This window comes from Propionicimonas sp. T2.31MG-18 (genome assembly GCF_964266745.1).
Lineage (GTDB): Bacteria > Actinomycetota > Actinomycetes > Propionibacteriales > Propionibacteriaceae > Propionicimonas.
Genome location: NZ_CAXWGX010000026.1, coordinates 133,686 through 150,021, shown reverse-complemented (window position 1 = coordinate 150,021; position 16,336 = coordinate 133,686). Strand labels below are relative to the sequence as shown.

16 protein-coding genes and 1 pseudogene are annotated in these 16,336 nt (G+C 71.6%); 11 read left to right on the top strand and 6 right to left on the bottom strand.

The features are described from left to right. The first annotated feature begins 2 nt into the window (after positions 1 to 2). Positions 3 to 692 (top strand): aspartate/glutamate racemase family protein, encoded by a 690-nt coding sequence (locus tag ACFQQJ_RS11255; RefSeq protein ID WP_377106531.1) that lies wholly within the window; start codon positions 3 to 5, stop codon positions 690 to 692. Between the two features lie 12 nt (positions 693 to 704). Here the strand turns inward: ACFQQJ_RS11255 and ACFQQJ_RS11250 are convergent, their stop codons facing one another. The 4 genes from ACFQQJ_RS11250 to ACFQQJ_RS11235 form a co-directional block, all read right to left on the bottom strand. Beyond that, on the bottom strand, positions 705 to 1,889 hold the full coding sequence (locus ACFQQJ_RS11250; RefSeq protein ID WP_377106529.1) for an acetate/propionate family kinase: 1,185 nt from the start codon (positions 1,887 to 1,889) through the stop codon (positions 705 to 707). Beyond that, positions 1,886 to 3,994, bottom strand: coding sequence for a phosphate acetyltransferase (gene pta / locus ACFQQJ_RS11245; RefSeq protein WP_377106527.1), 2,109 nt, complete (start codon positions 3,992 to 3,994; stop codon positions 1,886 to 1,888). Before pta ends, ACFQQJ_RS11250 begins: the two co-directional genes overlap by 4 nt. Positions 3,995 to 4,106: 112 nt before the next feature. Further along, positions 4,107 to 4,907, bottom strand: a complete 801-nt coding sequence (locus ACFQQJ_RS11240; protein ID WP_377106525.1) for a deoxyribonuclease IV — start codon at positions 4,905 to 4,907, stop codon at positions 4,107 to 4,109. Positions 4,908 to 4,936: 29 nt separating this feature from the next. Then, positions 4,937 to 5,338: an ACT domain-containing protein gene (locus ACFQQJ_RS11235; RefSeq protein ID WP_377106523.1), complete on the bottom strand. Its 402-nt coding sequence runs from the start codon at positions 5,336 to 5,338 to the stop codon at positions 4,937 to 4,939. Positions 5,339 to 5,435: 97 nt separating this feature from the next. Here ACFQQJ_RS11235 and ACFQQJ_RS11230 point away from each other — a divergent pair, with 97 nt between their 5' ends. The 5 genes and pseudogenes from ACFQQJ_RS11230 to ACFQQJ_RS11210 all read left to right on the top strand — a co-directional run bounded on the left by ACFQQJ_RS11230 (position 5,436) and on the right by ACFQQJ_RS11210 (position 11,228). After that, positions 5,436 to 7,211: an AMP-dependent synthetase/ligase gene (locus ACFQQJ_RS11230; RefSeq protein ID WP_377106521.1), complete on the top strand. Its 1,776-nt coding sequence runs from the start codon at positions 5,436 to 5,438 to the stop codon at positions 7,209 to 7,211. Between the two features lie 193 nt (positions 7,212 to 7,404). Continuing rightward, the gene (locus ACFQQJ_RS11225) at positions 7,405 to 9,066 is read left to right on the top strand and encodes an FAD-dependent oxidoreductase (protein WP_377106519.1); all 1,662 of its coding nucleotides are present in this window, start codon (positions 7,405 to 7,407) and stop codon (positions 9,064 to 9,066) included. A gap of 275 nt (positions 9,067 to 9,341) precedes the next feature. Beyond that, positions 9,342 to 9,602: a hypothetical protein gene (locus ACFQQJ_RS11220; RefSeq protein WP_377106518.1), complete on the top strand. Its 261-nt coding sequence runs from the start codon at positions 9,342 to 9,344 to the stop codon at positions 9,600 to 9,602. A 37-nt stretch (positions 9,603 to 9,639) separates the two neighbouring features. Then, positions 9,640 to 10,629, top strand: a pseudogene (locus ACFQQJ_RS11215) (hypothetical protein); the annotation flags it as partial. Next, positions 10,566 to 11,228: a hypothetical protein gene (locus tag ACFQQJ_RS11210; RefSeq protein ID WP_377107051.1), complete on the top strand. Its 663-nt coding sequence runs from the start codon at positions 10,566 to 10,568 to the stop codon at positions 11,226 to 11,228. The pseudogene ACFQQJ_RS11215 and the gene ACFQQJ_RS11210, both read left to right, overlap by 64 nt. A 16-nt stretch (positions 11,229 to 11,244) precedes the next feature. On the opposite strand, the gene ACFQQJ_RS11205 is transcribed toward ACFQQJ_RS11210, so the two are convergent. Then, positions 11,245 to 12,747 (bottom strand): hypothetical protein, encoded by a 1,503-nt coding sequence (locus ACFQQJ_RS11205; protein WP_377106517.1) that lies wholly within the window; start codon positions 12,745 to 12,747, stop codon positions 11,245 to 11,247. Positions 12,748 to 12,991: 244 nt separating this feature from the next. Here ACFQQJ_RS11205 and rpsF point away from each other — a divergent pair, with 244 nt between their 5' ends. The 5 genes from rpsF to ACFQQJ_RS11180 all read left to right on the top strand — a co-directional run bounded on the left by rpsF (position 12,992) and on the right by ACFQQJ_RS11180 (position 15,625). Continuing rightward, positions 12,992 to 13,282 (top strand): 30S ribosomal protein S6, encoded by a 291-nt coding sequence (gene rpsF, locus ACFQQJ_RS11200; protein ID WP_377106515.1) that lies wholly within the window; start codon positions 12,992 to 12,994, stop codon positions 13,280 to 13,282. Positions 13,283 to 13,364: 82 nt separating this feature from the next. Further along, positions 13,365 to 13,865 carry a single-stranded DNA-binding protein gene (locus ACFQQJ_RS11195; RefSeq protein WP_377106513.1) on the top strand — a complete coding sequence of 167 codons (501 nt, stop codon included), beginning with the start codon at positions 13,365 to 13,367 and terminating at the stop codon, positions 13,863 to 13,865. Between the two features lie 91 nt (positions 13,866 to 13,956). Next, positions 13,957 to 14,193 (top strand): 30S ribosomal protein S18, encoded by a 237-nt coding sequence (gene rpsR, locus ACFQQJ_RS11190; RefSeq protein ID WP_377106511.1) that lies wholly within the window; start codon positions 13,957 to 13,959, stop codon positions 14,191 to 14,193. A gap of 16 nt (positions 14,194 to 14,209) precedes the next feature. After that, positions 14,210 to 14,656, top strand: a complete 447-nt coding sequence (rplI, locus tag ACFQQJ_RS11185) for a 50S ribosomal protein L9 (protein ID WP_377106509.1) — start codon at positions 14,210 to 14,212, stop codon at positions 14,654 to 14,656. Between the two features lie 138 nt (positions 14,657 to 14,794). Further along, on the top strand, positions 14,795 to 15,625 hold the full coding sequence (locus ACFQQJ_RS11180; protein ID WP_377106507.1) for a DUF3152 domain-containing protein: 831 nt from the start codon (positions 14,795 to 14,797) through the stop codon (positions 15,623 to 15,625). 10 nt (positions 15,626 to 15,635) lie between these two features. Here the strand turns inward: ACFQQJ_RS11180 and ACFQQJ_RS11175 are convergent, their stop codons facing one another. Further along, a complete protein-coding gene (locus tag ACFQQJ_RS11175; protein WP_377106505.1) occupies positions 15,636 to 16,316 on the bottom strand; it encodes a GntR family transcriptional regulator in 681 nt (226 codons plus the stop codon). Between the last annotated feature and the right edge of the window lie 20 nt (positions 16,317 to 16,336).

Below are 16,336 nucleotides of genomic sequence, written 5' to 3'. Positions count from 1 at the left end.
CCATGCGCTGCATCGGCCTCATCGGTGGCATGAGCTGGGAGAGCTCCGCCCTGTACTACCGACTGCTCAACGAGGGCGTGAAGCAGCGCCTGGGCGGCCTGCACTCGGCGCGGTGCGTGCTGGCGTCGGTCGACTTCGCCGAGATCGAGGCCATGCAGTCCGCGGGCCGGTGGGACGCGGCGGGCGACCTGCTCGCCGGGCAGGCCCGGGGCCTCGAGGCCGCGGGGGCGGACGCGGTGCTGATCTGCACCAACACCATGCACAAGGTGGCCGACACCGTCGCCGCGGCGATCGGCGTCCCGCTGCTGCACCTCGCCGACGTGACGGCCGACGCGGTGGTCGCGTCGGGGCTCGGCACGGTCGCCCTGCTCGGGACGCGGTTCACGATGGAGGAGTCATTCTACGCGGACCGGCTCGTGGCGCGCGGGCTCACCGTCCTCACCCCGGACGCCGGCGACCGCGCGCTGGTCGACCGCGTGATCTACACAGAACTCGTCCTTGGACGGGTGGAGGACGCCTCTCGCGCCGCCTTCGTCGAGGTGATCGGACGCCTCGCCGCGCGCGGCGCCGAAGGAGTCATCCTCGGCTGCACCGAGATCGAACTCCTCGTGGGCCCGGGGGACGTGGAACTCCCCGTCTTCGCGACCACCCGCCTGCACGCGCAGGCCGCGGTCGACTTCGCCCTGTCGTAGGGCCGGGCGCCGTCAGGAGATGGCGGCCTTCGCCTCGCGGGCCATGGCCAGCTCCTCGTTGGTCGGCACCACCATGACGGTCACGGGCGAGTCGGGGGTGGAGATCACCCGCGGGTCCTTCGAGCGCGCCTGGTTCGCCTGCTCGTCGAGGACGAAGCCGAGAGCGGCCAGCCGGTTCACGACCTTGGCGCGGACGACCGGGTTGTTCTCGCCGACGCCGGCGGTGAAGGTGAGCACGTCGACCCGTCCGAGGACGGCGAGGTAGGAGCCGATGTAGCTGAGCAGCCGGTGGCAGTACACGTCGAGCGCGAGTTCCGCGGCCTCGTCCCCGTCGTGGATCAGTTCGAGCAGGTCGCGGAAGTCGGTGACGCCGGACAGCCCGAGCATGCCGGACTTCTTGTTCAGCAGGTTGTCGACGCCGGCGAGGTCGAGGCCGAGTTCGCGGCCGAGGAACGCGTGCAGGCCGGGGTCGACGTCACCGGAGCGGGTGCCCATGACCAGGCCGGCCAGCGGGGTGAGGCCCATCGAGGTGTCGACGGCGACCCCGCCGCGGATGGCCGAGATGGACGCGCCGTTGCCCAGGTGGCACACGATCTGGTTGAGCTCGGCGTAGTCGCGTCCGAGGATCTCGGCGACCTTCTTCGACACGTAGCTGTGGGAGGTGCCGTGGAAGCCGTACTTGCGGATGCCGTGCGCCCTGGCGGTCTCGGTGTCGATCGCGTAGGTGTAGGCCTCCCGGGGCAGGGTGGCGAAGAAGGCGGTGTCGAAGATCGCCACGTGCGGGACGTCGGGCAGCGCCTCGCGGGCGGCCTCGATGCCGGCGATGCCGGGCGGGTTGTGCAGGGGGGCCAGGGGGGAGAGTTCGCGCAGCCCCTCGAGCACCTCGTCGTCGATCACCACGGTGGAGCGGAACCGCTCCCCGCCGTGGACGGTGCGGTGCCCGACCGCCCGGATCGTGTCGAGCTCCGGGCCGTGCGCGCTGAACACCCGCACCAGGTAGTTCAGCGCCCGGGAGTGGTTCGGGAAGCCACGGTCGACATGCACGGTTTCCCCGTCCAGCTTGTGGTCCAGGCTGCCGGACTCCTCACCGATCCGCTGGATGATGCCGGAGGCCACCACCGCCTCGGTGTCGACGTCGATCACCTGGTACTTGATCGAACTGGAACCACAGTTCAGCAGCAGGATCGGGGTGCTCACGAGTTCCCTCCTCGGGGGTCCGCCTGCGCCTGGATGGCGGTGATGGCGACGGTGTTGACGATGTCCTCGACCAGCGCGCCGCGGGAGAGGTCGTTCACGGCCCTGTTCAGGCCCTGGAGGACCGGACCGATGGCGACCGCGCCGCTGGAGCGCTGGACGGCCTTGTAGGTGTTGTTGCCGGTGTTCAGGTCGGGGAAGATGAACACCGTCGCCCGTCCCGCCACCGGCGAGTCGGGCAGCTTGGTGCGGGCGACCACCGGGTCGACGGCGGCGTCGAACTGGATCGGGCCCTCGAGCGCGAGCTCCGGCATCCGCTCCCGGACGAGCTCGGTCGCGGCACGCACCTTGTCGACGTCCGCGCCGGAGCCCGAGGTGCCGGTGGAGTAGCTGAGCATCGCCACGCGCGGCTCGATGCCGAAGGCGATCGCGGTCTCGGCGGAGCTGATCGCGATGTCGGCCAGCTGCTCCGCGGTCGGGTCGGGGTTCACCGCGCAGTCGGCGTAGACCACCACGCGGTCGGGCATGCACATCAGGAATGAGCCCGACACCACGCGCACGCCGGGCTTGGTCTTGATGAACTCCAGGGAGGGGCGGATCGTGTTCGCGGTGGTGTTGATCGCGCCCGACACCATGCCGTCGGCCATGCCGAGGTGCACCATCATCGTGCCGAAGTACGACAGGTCCTTCAGCTTCTCCCGCGCCTGCTCCAGGCTCACGCCCTTGTGGGCGCGGAGCCGGGCGTACTCGGCGGCGAAGCGCTCGACGAGCTCGGGGTCGTTCGGGTCGACCACCTGGACGCCGAGCAGGCTCAGCCCCAGCTGGGTGGCGCGCAGCTTGATGGCCTGGGCGTCGCCCAGCAGGATCAGGTTGGCCACGCCGCGCTGGAGCAGGATGTCGGCAGAGGCGAGGATCCGGTCGTCGGTGGACTCCGGCATCACGATCGTGCGGCGGTCGGAGCGGGCGAGGTCCTGGAGCTGGTGCTCGAACATCAGGGGGGTGACCACCTCGGAGCGGTGCACCTGGAGCGCCTGTAGCAGCGCAGAGGTGTCCACGTGCTCGGAGAACAGCCGGCGCGCGACCTCGACCTTCCGGGGGCTGGACGTCATCGCGCCCTCGAGGCGGAACATCCGGTCCGACGAGGTGTAGGTGCCGAGCTGGGTGAGCCCGATCGGCAGCTCGTTGTGGATGCTGTCGACGAGGGTGACGATCGTGTCGGGGATTTCGTAGCCGCCGAGCAGGATGATGCCGGCCAGTCGCGGGAACGAGCCGGACGCGTGCGCGAGCAGCAGGCCGGGGAGCATGTCCGAGCGGTCGCCCGGCATGATCACGGTCGACTCGGGCGTGAGCCGCCGCAGCACGTTGGGCAGGGTCATCGCGGCCACCAGGATGTCCTGGCTCTCGCGGTCGAGCAGTTCGGGGTTGCCGAGCACGAGGTTGGCCTCGACGGCCTCGAACTGGGCGCGGACGGTGGGCGCGGCGAGCAGCCGGTCGGCCGGCAGCGCGGCGGTGACCACGCCGGGCAGCTTCGACAGTTCGGCGCGGACGGCGTCCAGGTCGGCCGGGTCGACCTCCTCGCTGGAGGCGCGGTCGATCCGCGACACCCGGTTCGCGATGACCGCGATCACCTTGGCGTGGTGGGCGGAGAACTCGGCGAGGCCGCCCTCGGCCGCGGAGCGGATCTCCTCCGGGGTCCGGTTGCGGCCGGAGACGACCAGCACCACCGGGGTGTTCAGGTTGGCGGCGACGCGGGCGTTGAACGTGAGCTCTGTCGGCGAGGTCGTCTCGGTGTAGTCCGAGCCGAGGATCACGACCGACTCGTACTTCTCCTTGATGCCGGCGAACTTCTCGACCAGGCGGTGCAGCGCGGCGTCGGGGTCGTGGTGGACGTCCTCGTAGGTGACGCCCACGGCGTCCTCGTAGCTCTGGTCGATCCCGGCCTGGCCGAGGAGGGTGTGCAGGATCGCGTCCTCGGACCCGCTGCGGACGACGGGACGGAACACGCCGACCGAGCTCACGGTCCTGGTGAGGGCCTCGATGATGCCCACGGCGACCATGGACTTGCCCGTCAGCCCCTCCGGCGCAGCGACGTAGATGCTGTTGCTCACCGGGTCAGGCTATCGCCGTCGGAGGGGTGTTCCGGACGGCGGACGGCGGAATCGGCCCTCGCCGGTGGCTGGTCAGGCCAATCGAAAGTCCTGCGGGCCGAACCGAAAGCGTTCAGTCCCTCGAGCCGGCGACCGAAGCCAGCCAGTCGAGGTCCGCCCGCTGGCCCTCGACCCCGCCCGGGGTCTCCACGACCACCGGTGCCCCGGCGGTGGCGACGACCTCTGCGACGCCCTCGGGGTCGCAGAACCCCTGGCCGAAGTTGGTGTGGCGGTCGGCGCCGGAGTCGAAGGCGTCGCGGGAGTCGTTGGCGTGGACGAGGTCGATGCGTCCGGTGATCGCGCGCACCCGGTCGACGAGGCCGAGCAGTTCCATGCCGCCGGCGTGGGCGTGGCAGGTGTCGAGGCAGAAGCCGACCTTGTCGGCGTTGGGGGAGTGCGAGATCGCGTCCCACAACTGCGCCAGCCGGTCGAGGTGGCGGGCCATCGCGTTCGCGCCGCCGGCGGTGTTCTCGATCAGCAGGGGCACGTCGATGCTCAGCCCGTCGATGGCCTTGCGCCAGTTGTCGAACCCCACAGCCGCGTCGTCGGTGGCCAGCACGTGGCCGCCGTGGACGATGAGCCCGGCCGCACCGATCTCGGCCGCGGCGGTGAGCTGCTTCTGGAGGTGCTGGCGGCTGGGGATCCGGATGCGGTTGTTGGTGGAGGCGAGGTTCAGCACGTACGGCGCGTGCACGTAGAGGGCGACGCCCGCGGCCTCGGCGTCGGCCCTGAGCGCCTCCGCGCCTCCCGGGTAGGCGACCTTCGGGCCCTTCCAGGCCTGTGGGTCGCCGAGGAAGAACTGGCTGAGTACCGCCCCGCGCGCCCTGGCCTCGGCGATCGGGTCCTCCTGGTCGACGTGCGCTCCCATCCGCATGGGCAGCAGTCTAGGCAGGGGGTCGGACGTCAGGCCCGGCCGGCCGTGGACAGCCCTTCGAGGACGGCGAGCGCGTCGTCCGCCCGGTCGAAGGGAACCAGCAGGTGGTCGTGGTGGAAGCCGGCGAGCACGTTGCACGGGATGCCCTGCGCGGCCAGCGCCCGGGACACCGCCGCGGTCAGTCCCACTGCCTCGAGCGAGGAGTGCACGGTGAGCGTGATCCAGGCGAACGTCGCGGTGTGCTCGAGGCGGAAGGCGTCCGCGTGGTGCCGCTCCAGCACGAGCGTTGTGCCCTCGTCCTCGACCACCGTCGCGAGCGCGGGCAGCGTCGACTCGCTCGTCGTGCTGACCACCACGTACTCGCCCGGCCGGCGCTCCGGACGCAGGCCGCGCAGCAACTCGTCCAGCTCCCTCACCCCGGGGTCTTCCATCGATCCTCCTCGCCCGTCCCAGTCTGCCCCCGGCGACGGGACGGGACTACCTACGGTGGAGTAGGTTTGAGTCAGGTCCGGACGCGAAGGAGCTCACATGGACAGGGGTCATCTGGCGGTCAGGTTCGCCGAGGCGGCCGCGGCCCACGCGTCGCGCCCGGCCACGAGCGTGGACGGTGCCGAGGGCAGCGTCCGCACCTACGGCGAGCTCCTCACCGACGTCCGCGCCCTCGCGGCGCGCCTGGTCGCGCTCGGCCTGGAGCCCGGCGACCGGGTGGCGATCCTCGCGCCCAACCTGCCCGAGTGGACGCTGGCCGACCTGGCCTGCGCGACGGCGGGCCTGGTCTCCGTGCCGCTGTACCCGACCAGCACTCCTCACCAGGTCCACCACATCCTCGCCGACTCCGGCGCCCGGCTGATCTTCGTCTCCGGGCCGGAGCAGGCGGACAAGCTCGAGGGGGTTCGTGCGCACCTCCCGGCGCTGGAGCGCGTGGTCGGCTTCGCGGAGGTGCCGGGGGCGACCACCCTCGCCCAGGAACTCGCCGAGGCGCCGGCCGACATGGCGGCGGTGGACGAGCGCCTCGCCGCCGCGAGCGCGGACGACCTCGCGACGATCATCTACACCTCCGGGACGACCGGCGAGCCGAAGGGCGTGATGCTCACCCACCGTGGGTTCACCCACCAGGTGGACGTGCTGAACCGCTACTTCGACCTCGCCGACACCGACGTCTCCCTGTGCTTCCTGCCGCTCAGCCACGCGCTGGAGCGGGCGTGGACGTACGTGGTGGTCACCTCCGGCGCACTGAACACCTACGTCCCCGACCCGCGGACGGTCGCGGAGGCGATGGTGCGCACGCGCCCGAACCTGCTGGTCAGCGTCCCGCGGCTGTACGAGAAGGTGTTCCTCGCCGCCCGCGACAAGGTGGCCGACTCCCCGCTGAAGCAACGGCTGATGGCCTGGGCGCTGCGGGTGGGCGCGGAGTTCCACGGCGCGGTGCGCGACGGGGTGCCGCGCAGCAGCTCGCTGATCGTCCGGTTCAAGGTCGCCGACAAGCTGGTGCTGAGCAGCATCCGCGACGCCATGGGCGGACGCAAGAAGGTGCTGGCCTGCGGCGGCGCGCCGCTGCGCACCGAGATCGAGGAGTTCTTCTTCGCCTGCGGGCTCCTGGTGCTCCAGGGCTACGGCCTCACCGAGGCGTCCCCGCTGGTGAGCTTCCCCTCCCCGACCGGCTTCCGCTTCGGCACGGTCGGCCGCGTGATCGACGGTGCCGAGGTGCGGATCGCCGAGGCCGGGGAGATCTGCTACCGCGGGCCGAACGTGATGACGGGCTACTGGGGACGGCCGGACGACACCGCAGCGGTGCTGGTGGACGGCTGGCTGCACACCGGTGACGTCGGTGAACTGGACGAGGACGGCTACCTGCGGATCACCGACCGGATCAAGGACCTGATCGTCACCAGCAACGGCAAGAACGTCGCCCCGGCCTCGATCGAGGGCCTGCTCGCCGCGGACCCGCTCTTCGAGTACACGCTTCTGCTGGGCGACAACCGTCCCTACCTCACGCTGCTGGTCGCGCCGTCGCTGCCCCACCTGGAGGACATCGCGCGGCAGCTCCAGATCACCTGGGCGCACCGGGACGAGCTGCTCTCGCACCCGGCGATCCTCGACGAGTTGCGCCGTCGCGCCGGCGAGCTCACCGCCAAGCTTCCCGGCTACGAGCAGATCCGCGACCTGCGGCTGCTGGTGGAGGAGTTCACCCAGGAGAACGGCCTGCTCACCCCGACGCTCAAGGTGAAGCGCAAGGAGGTCGAGCGCCGGTTCGCCCAGCTCGTCGACGAGATGTACTCGCGGGCGGGCAGGCCGCGCCACTGACGCTCCCCGCGGGTCGCCCGGCTCGCAGTCTCCCGGTCCTGGCGGCCCGAGTTCCCCGATCCGCCGGCGCGTCCGCCGGTGCGGTGGTTGGCTGGGGACGGTGCGCCACGGAGGTTCCCCAGGCTGGTGCCGAAGGCCCGCGCGCGCACGTCCGATTCGGAATCTGGATACCCCGGGGGGTATAGTGAGCGCCATGAAGACGGTGATCATCGGTGGTGTCGCGGGCGGGATGTCGGCCGCGACGAGGTTGCGGCGGCTCGACGAGGCCGCGGAGATCGTGGTGCTGGAGCGTTCCGGCCACGTGTCGTTCGCGAACTGCGGGCTCCCCTACTACGTAGGAGGGGTGATCTCCAACCGGAACGCCCTGCTGCTGCAGACCCCGTCGAGCCTGAAGGCGCGCTTCGGCATCGACGTCCGGGTGAACACCGAGGCGCTCGCCATCGACCGCGCGGCCCGCACGGTGCTCGTGCGCGACCTCGCCAGCGGCGAGCAGTACACCGAGTCCTACGACGCCCTCGTCCTCGCCCCCGGAGCGGCGCCGTTCGTGCCCCCGATCCCGGGCGTCGAGCGCGCGCTCGCGTTGCGCAACATCGGCGACACCGACGCGATGGCCTCCGCCGTGGACACCGTCCTCGAGCAGGCCGAGCGCGAACGCCTGGGCGGTGGCGCCGACGCCTCCGCGGAGCCCACCGCGGTGATCATGGGTGGCGGCTTCATCGGCATCGAGCTGGCCGAGAACCTCACCGAGCGCGGACTGAAGGTGGTCGTCGTCGAACTCGCCGACCAGATCCTCGCCCCGCTCGACGTCGAGATGGCCGCGCTGGTGGCCAAGCACCTGGTGAAGAAGGGCGTGGACGTCCGCACCGGAGCGTCCGTGGCGAGCATCGGCGCGGACACCGTCGAGCTCTCCGACGGCACCACGCTGCCCGCGCACCTGGTGATCGCGGCGATCGGCGTCCGCCCGGAGACCCGCCTGGCCGAGGACGCCGGCCTGGAGCTGGGCGCCCGCGGCGGCATCCTGGTCGACGAGCACCAGCGCACGTCCGACCCGGCCGTCTTCGCCGTCGGCGACGCCGTGGTGAAGCGCGACGCGGTCACCGGTGACCAGGCCCTGGTGCCCCTCGCCGGCCCCGCGAACCGTCACGGCCGCCTCGTCGCGGACGTGATTGCCGGCCGCCCCGTGGCGTCCCGGACGGTGCTCGGCACGGCGATCGTCGGTGCCTTCGGCCTGGTGGCCGCCGCCACCGGCTGGACGGAGAAGCGCGCGGTCGCCGCGGGCCGGAGGATCCGCGTGATCCACAGCCACCCGGCCAACCACGCCGGCTACTACCCCGGCGCGGAGGGCATGAGCCTCAAGCTCGTGGTGGACGCGGAAACCGACGCGATCCTCGGCGCGCAGGGCGTCGGCGGCGCCGGCGTCGACAAGCGCATCGACGTCATCGCGACCGCCATGCGGGGCGGCCTCACCGCGTCCGACCTCGCCGACCTCGAGCTCAGCTACGCGCCGCAGTTCGGCTCGGCCAAGGACCCCGTGAACATGCTCGGCTTCATCGCGGAGAACCTGCGCGACGGGCTCACCGAGACCATCCAGTGGCACGAGGTCGCCGGCGAGGTCGCCAGGGGCGTCCAGCTGATCGACGTCCGGACGCCCGCGGAGTACGCCCGTGGCACCGTGGACGGCGCGGTGAACATCCCGGTCGACGACCTGCGCGCGCGCCTGGACGAGGTGGCGGACGAGGTGATCGTGCACTGCCAGGTCGGCCTGCGCGGCTACCTGGCCGCCCGGACGCTCGCCCAGCACGGCCGCCGCGTCCGCAACCTCGACGGTGGTTATCGCACCTGGGCGAGGATCTGAGGGACGAAGGTGTATGAGTCTGTACGAAGTCGGTGGACGCTGCGCATCCGACGCGGGTAAGGACGATTCACTAGGGGAGCAGGCACGCACGACCAGGGCTGGGGGGCGCTGGTTCTGTCCGGCCAACCGTAGAGGGGACGCGCGATCATGGCGGTGATCGCAGTCAAAGACGTTGGCGCGGCCGAACGCTTCATTCCCTGGTTCGTGCCTGCACCTACGTCTGTCCGCGTCGGCCCGGTCACCCCCAGGTCGGCCACACCCCCGACAGGAGCATTGTGCACAACCGGCCGACCCGCTCCGAGCTGGCCCACCTGATCAACCAGGCCAGGCTGGACCGGCATCTCTCGATCCGGTCCGCCGCGCGGATCGCAGGCGTCCCCGCGGCCACCGTGCAGGGCTGGCTCGCCGGCCGGCACTTCCCCACGCCGGCGCTCCGTCCGAAATTCCTCGTGCTCGTCGAGGCGCTGGAGCTGTCCGAACTCCTTCACCCGGCCCTGTGGCTGGACGACGTTCCGCATCCGAAGAATTCCGAATAGCGCGGGGCCGGTGGGCTGGCGCTGACACAATCACGTCATGTCCACCCCCGCGAGTCGCCAGGAGTTCGCCTCCCTGGTGAACGACGCACGCCAGCGACACCACCTCTCGATCCGTGCCGTCGCCCGGATCGCCGACGTGCCCGCGACCACGGCGCAGGGCTGGCTCAACGGCAAGCACTTCCCCACGCCGGCGCTGCGCGGCAACTACCTGAAGCTCCTCGAGCACCTCGACCTCGTCGACGCCGTGCCGGAGGACCTGTGGGACGACAGCTGGACGGGGGTGGAGCCGGCGCTGCGCAGCGGCCAGTCCCCCTACCTCGGGCTGCGTCCGTACCGCGTTGCGGACAAGGACCTGTTCTTCGGCCGCTCCGGCCAGAGCGCCCGCCTCGCGGACGCGGTGCTGGAGCTCGCCGCCCGCGAGGGCACCGGGATGATCGCGCTCGTGGGCGCCTCCGGCAGCGGGAAGTCATCGCTGCTCGCCGCCGGCCTGCTGGGCCGCGAGGCCACCGGCGGCGCGCTGGCCGGCTGGGGTGGCACGGCGCTCACCGTGATCCGGCTGCTCGCGGACGAGACGCCGGCGCTCGCCGGGGAGCCGGGCCGGCAGCTGGTGGTCGTCGACCAGCTGGAGGAGGCGCTCGCCCTGCCCGAAGCGGTCCGCCGCTCGTTCCTCGCCGCGCTGGAGGCGCTGTCGCAGCGGGCGGTCGTGGTGGTGGGGATGAGGTCGGACGCGTTCGAGGCCGCCAGCCTCGAGCCCCTGCTCCAGGAGGCCCTGTCGCGACCGGTCCTGCTGGGGGCGCTGACCAGGGAGGAGTGCCGGGAGGTCATCGTCCGCCCGGCGGAGGCGCTCGGGGTGGCCGTGGACGAGGACCTGGTCCGGGTGTTGCTGGAGGAGCTCGCGCCGGGGCCGGCGGACCGCATCGGCGCGGGCGCGCTGCCGTTGCTGTCCAACGCCCTGCTGCTGATCTGGGCCGTGGGGAACGGCCGTCGGCTCACGGCCGCCGACTACCACGCCGCCGGCGGCATCGCGCGAGCTGTGGAGGGCTGGCCGAGCAGGTCTACCTCGCGCTCGAGCCGGAGCAGAAGGCCGCGGCGGAGCGGCTGTTCCTGCGCCTGGTGCGCGTGGCCGGCGACGTGCTGGTGCGCGAGACCGTCCCGCTGTCGGAGGTGGACGCGACCGCACGTCCGGCGATGGAGGCGTTCGTCGCGGCGCGGATGCTCACCACCGTCGACAACGAGGTGCGGATCAGCCACCAGGCGCTGCTCGCGCACTGGGGGCGCCTGGGCGGCTGGCTGGCCGAGCATCGCGACGACCTCGTGGTGATGGAGAAGCTGCGCAGCTGCGCGGACGTCTGGATCGGCAGCGGGCGCGATCCGGCAGCGCTGATCCCGGTGCGGCGACTGGCCATGTTCGACTCCTGGGTCGACCGGGCCCGGCGCAAGCGCCTGCTCACCGATGCCGAGCGGGAATTCGTCGCCGCGTCCGAGGCCTATTTCTCCGCGACCGGCGATCCGGTGGACGCCGGGGTCGCAGGCGGGGTGCGGCACTGGCAGGTGGCGGTCGCCGTGCTGGCGCTGGTCAGCCTCGCCCTCGCGATCACGGTGCTCGTCCTGCTCACGGGGCCGTGAGCCCGTCCGCGTACCCTCAGGCGGCGGCGACGACGACCGCGACCGACTTCAGGTAGACCGTCGTGTAGCCGGGACGGGTGGCCTTCACCCGCACCTGCACCTGTGCGCCGACCCGGCCCGCGGTGGGCCGGTAGGACTGCCGGGTCGCCCCGCTGATCTTCTTCGCGTTCGCGTACCACTGGTAGGAGATCGTGGCCGCGGGCTCCCACGTGCCCGGGTCGGCGGTGAGCTGCCCCCCGACGACCGGCTCGCCGGACACCGTGGGCACGGGGGTGGTGTCGAAGGCACCCCTGGCGACCGTCGTGGCCGCCGACGTCACCGACGTGGTCGTGTAGCCGGCGCGGCGCGCGGTGACCGTCACGGTCAGCCGGTCGCCGGTGTCGGACGCGGTGGGGGTGTAGGTGGTGGCGCCCACTCCGCTCGCGCCGCTGATCGTGCGGTCGTCCCGCTTCCAGGTGATGGTGAGACTGTCGGGCGCCGGCGCCCACGCGCCGGTCTCCACGGTGACGGTCCGGCCCGTCGCGACGGTGCCGGTGAGGACCGGCTTCGGCGCCTGGGCGAAGCGGGCCTTCACCACCTCCGTCGTGCCGTCGGAGGTCTTCGTGGTCGATCCCGCTTCCGACGTCGCGGTGACCCGCACCCGGATCGCCGCGCCCAGGAGGTCCGGCGTGACCACGAACGTCGGTGCGGTGGCCTCCTGGATGGGCCGGCCGTCGGCGAGCCACTGGTAGCCGAGCTCCGCGCCCTCGGGCACCCAGGTGCCGGGCACCGCGGTGAGCGTGCGGTCCACCTGCGGTCCCCCGCCGATACCGGGCGTCGTCCACGGCGCGGGGAGGAACGATGCCGGTACCTCGGTGTGCTGGTACGGCCAGGGCAGGGTGCCGCGGGCGATCGTGGGCAGGCAGGCGCGCGCGCCGCCGGTGCCGCACCGGCTGTTCAGCGGCGAGGACACCGGGACGCCCGTCCACCAGGAGGTCTGCTTCATCGCGCCGTCCCAGGACAGCGAGATGTGCACGTGGTTCTTGTGGTTGGCGGTGTAGGAGCCGCGGTCGGCCATCTTCCGCCAGCCGAGCTCGGGGTAGTACACCGACCAGATGCGCTGGTTCCACAGGATGTACATCACGCCCAGCCGGTAGGCGACCTCGCCGTTGTTGGCCGTGAGCCACGCCAGGGCCTTGTCGACCCTCGAGCGCTGGCTCGACGACTTCATGTCCATGTGCCAGTCCAGGGCGCGACCCTCCTTGTGCTCCGAGGTGGCGCCGACGCTGCACGCGCGGGAGATCCCGGACGAGCCGCCGCCCCAGGTGGCGATCAGCAGCGACAGCAGGGCCTTCGTCCCCGGCTTGGCCGTGGGCGTGCACGTGGTCTGCGGCATGTAGCCGAGGTGGGCGTCGATGGTGTTCGTCGCCAGGGACGCGGGCGGCGGCGGGGTCTTCCCCACGGCTGCCGGAGCGGGCGCCGACCACAGCAGCGCAGCGGCGACGGCGGTGGCGACGACGGCCGCGAGCCGATTGCGCATGGGTGCCTCCCCCGAACCTGGTTGGGCCGCAGCGTAGTGGCCGGCGACCACCCGCGGTGCGGGTCTTGACCCTCCCGCCCGGAACCCGGGCGGACGCCGCGCGTCTCCGCCGCGCGCGATTGGCCCCCGCCCGCCCGCTGCCGGTACGCTTGCTCTTCGGCCGTCCCGTGACGGCCACTGCTACGCCCTCCTGCCATGGGAAGCGCCCATGGCCGCCAGAGACCAGAGGAGGTGGAGTTCGCGTATGCGCAAGTACGAAGTCGTGGTGATCATTGATCCCGAGGTCGACGAGCGTCAGGTGAACGGCCTGTTGGACAAGCCGCTCGCAGGACTGACGAAGGCCGGCGGCACCGTGGACAACATCGATGTGTGGGGCCGTCGTCGCCTCGCGTACGACATCAAGAAGAAGTCCGAGGGCATCTACGCCGTCATCAACCTGACCGCAGAGCCGGCCGTGGTGAAGGAACTGGACCGCCAGTTCACCCTGAACGAGCAGATCCTGCGGACCAAGGTGATCCGTCCCGACCTGCACTGATCCACAGCGAACCCTCGCGCGCTGTCGGTGGCACCTGACACGCTAGGGGGGTCCTGATGACGTCCGATCGAAAGACATCCACATGGCTGGCGAAACCCTCATCACCCTGGTCGGCAACCTGACCGCCGACCCGGAACTGCGCTTCACCCCGTCCGGGGCACCCGTGGCGAACTTCACCGTCGCCTCCACGCCGCGCACGTTCGACCGCACCACCAATGAGTGGAAGGACGGCGACGCCATGTTCCTCAATTGCGCGGTCTGGCGACAGGCGGCCGAGAACGTGGCCGAATCCCTCACCAAGGGGATGCGGGTCATCGTCCAGGGCCGGCTGCGCTCGCGCACGTACGAGACCCGGGAAGGTGAGAAGCGCACCGTCTTCGAGGTGGACGTCGAGGAGATCGGTCCCGCGCTGAAGTACGCGACCGCCAAGGTCACCCGCTCATCCGGCGGTGGCGGCGGCTCGTACTCCGGCGGCTCGTCCGGTTCCGGCGGTGGCTGGAGCAACAACTCGGGCGGGCAGAGCGATCGGTCCGCGGGTGCCGACCCCTGGGCCTCGGCCCAGAGCGAGGAACCCCCGTTCTGATCCCCCACGCCGCGCCCGAGGCCCTCGGGGCGGCACCACACACGTCATTCCGGCACGAGCCGGGCTTTCATGAACCAAGGAGAGCACCACAATGGCCCAACAGCGCAAGCCGCTGAAATCGAAGAAGATCGCCCCCGCGAAGAGCATTCGCATCGGCACGATCGACTACAAGGACACCGCCACGCTGCGGAAGTTCATCTCCGAGCGGGGCAAGATCCGCGCTCGTCGCGTGACCGGACTCTCGGTGCAGGAGCAGCGCAAGGTCGCCATCGCGGTGAAGAACGCCCGCGAACTGGCGCTGCTGCCCTACGCCTCGACCGCTCGCTGAGAAGGGGGAGGCACACATGAAGCTCATCCTGACCGCCCCCGTCGAGCACCTGGGCGTCCCCGGTGACGTCGTCGAGGTGAAGGACGGCTACGGCCGCAACTTCCTGCTCCCGCGCAGCTTCGCGATCAAGTGGACCCGCGGTGCGGAGAAGCAGATCGAGGGCATCAAGCGGGCGCGTGACGCCCGCGAGATCCGCGGCACCGAGCACGCCGTCCAGGTGCGCGAGCAGCTCGAGGCCCTCGAGGTCTCCCTGCCCGCCCACGCCGGCGAGACCGGCAAGCTGTTCGGCGCGGTGACCCCGGGCGACATCGTCCTCGCGGTGAAGAAGGCCGGTGGCCCGGCCCTCGACAAGCGCGCGGTCGAGATCGCCAAGCCGATCAAGACGGTCGGCAGCCACCTGGTCGGCATCAAGCTGACCGCCGGTGTGGTCGCCCACATCACCGTGGGTGTCGTCGCCGCCTGATTTCGTTTCCGGTTGCGCCGGTCGTCCCTCCACGGACGGCCGGCGCTTCCGCGTCCCGGCACCGGTGACCGGGGCCCTTCCCCGCGTCCGCCCGCGTCGCACCATGGGGGGCACCGGATCGCCCCCTAGTCTGGGACGGTGACCCAGCCCACCCCGCCGAACCGTTGGACGGCGCTCCGCGAGACCGTGCGCGGCGCCACGCGGGGAGCGGGAGCCCGGATCAGTCCCCTCACCTGGGTGTCGGCGGCCGTCGCCGCGCTGCTGGTGGTGGCGCTGGTGGTCGGCGCGAACGCCCTGTCCGCCCCGGTGCACCGCGACGGACGGCCGACCGCGTCGGTCACTCCCGTCCCCGCCCCCACGACCCCGACGCCGACCCCCACGCCGTCCGCGTCGGGAACCGCAACGGGCGAGCCGTCGGGCTCGCCCTCACCGGAACCGTCGACGAGCTGGCCGAAGGTGGGGTCGTCGGGCCGGTTCGACACCGCGGGGCTCAGCGTCGACGCCGCTGGCTCGTCGGGAACGCTGCACCGCTACGCGCTGCGCGTGGAGACCTCGGCGAAGCTCGACGCCGACAAGGTGGGACGCCAGGTGGCCGATGTGCTGAACGACCCCCGCAGCTGGGCCGGCAGCGGCAGCGTCCGCTTCGCCCTTGTCGCGGACGCGAAGAAGGCCGACTTCACGATCACCCTCGCCTCGCCGGCGACGGCGAAGAAGCTGTGCGGCCTCGACGGCGGAGGCAGCTGCGTGGACGGCGGCGACACCGTGCTCGACGCGTCGTGGTGGAAGGGGATGCCCTCCACCTACGTCAGCAGGGCGTCCTGGCAGGCCTACCTGGTGAACCACGGCGTGGGCCGGCTGCTGGGGGAGAAGAGCCAGGACTGCGCCAAGAAGGGCAAGCCGGCGCCGGTGATGATGCCGCAGGCCGAGGACCTGGGGGGCTGCACCTCCAACCCCTGGCCGTACCCCTGACAGGCGGGCGTCAGCCCGGCAGCTGCGCCATCAGCGCGGTCGACGGCCGCTCGGCCTCCGGCCCGGGCACGCCGCCCAGGGCACCGGCGAGGAGTTCACGGGCGCGGGCCAGGTGCTCGTCGAGCATCGCCGCGACGCCGGAGGCGTCCCCGGCGTCGATCAGGTCGAGGATCCGGGAGTGCTCGGCCACGATGATCTCCGGGCTCAGCCGTTGGCTGCCCTGGAGCTGGGCCATGCACAGCTTCACCTCGAAGGCCAGCGAGCCGTAGACCGAGCTCGTGCGGGCGCTGCCGAGAGCGTCGATCAGCGAGGTGTGGAAGCGCATGTCCGCGTCCACGCTGTCCCAGCTCCCCTGACGCCACAGCGCCTCGATCTCCGCATTGGCCACGCGTGCCTCGAGCGGCACCTCGGACTCGAGGTAGGCGCGGGTGCGGTAGATGTCGCGGACGTCCGCCGGCCCGAGCTTCACCACCCTTGCCGTCTTGTGGTTCTTGCGCACCAGCACCTTGTCGGCCACGAGCCGCTCGATCGCCGCCTTCGCGGTGGCGCGCGCCACGTCGTAGCGGGCGGCGACCTCCGCCTCGGTGAGCGGCGTGCCGGGACGCAGGTCGTGTCCGAGGACCTGCGCCTTCAGGTCGTCCACCACGGCGTCGATGACCGACGTCACCACGATGTTGCGGACCACTTCCACCCCTGGGCTTTCTTGCGTAG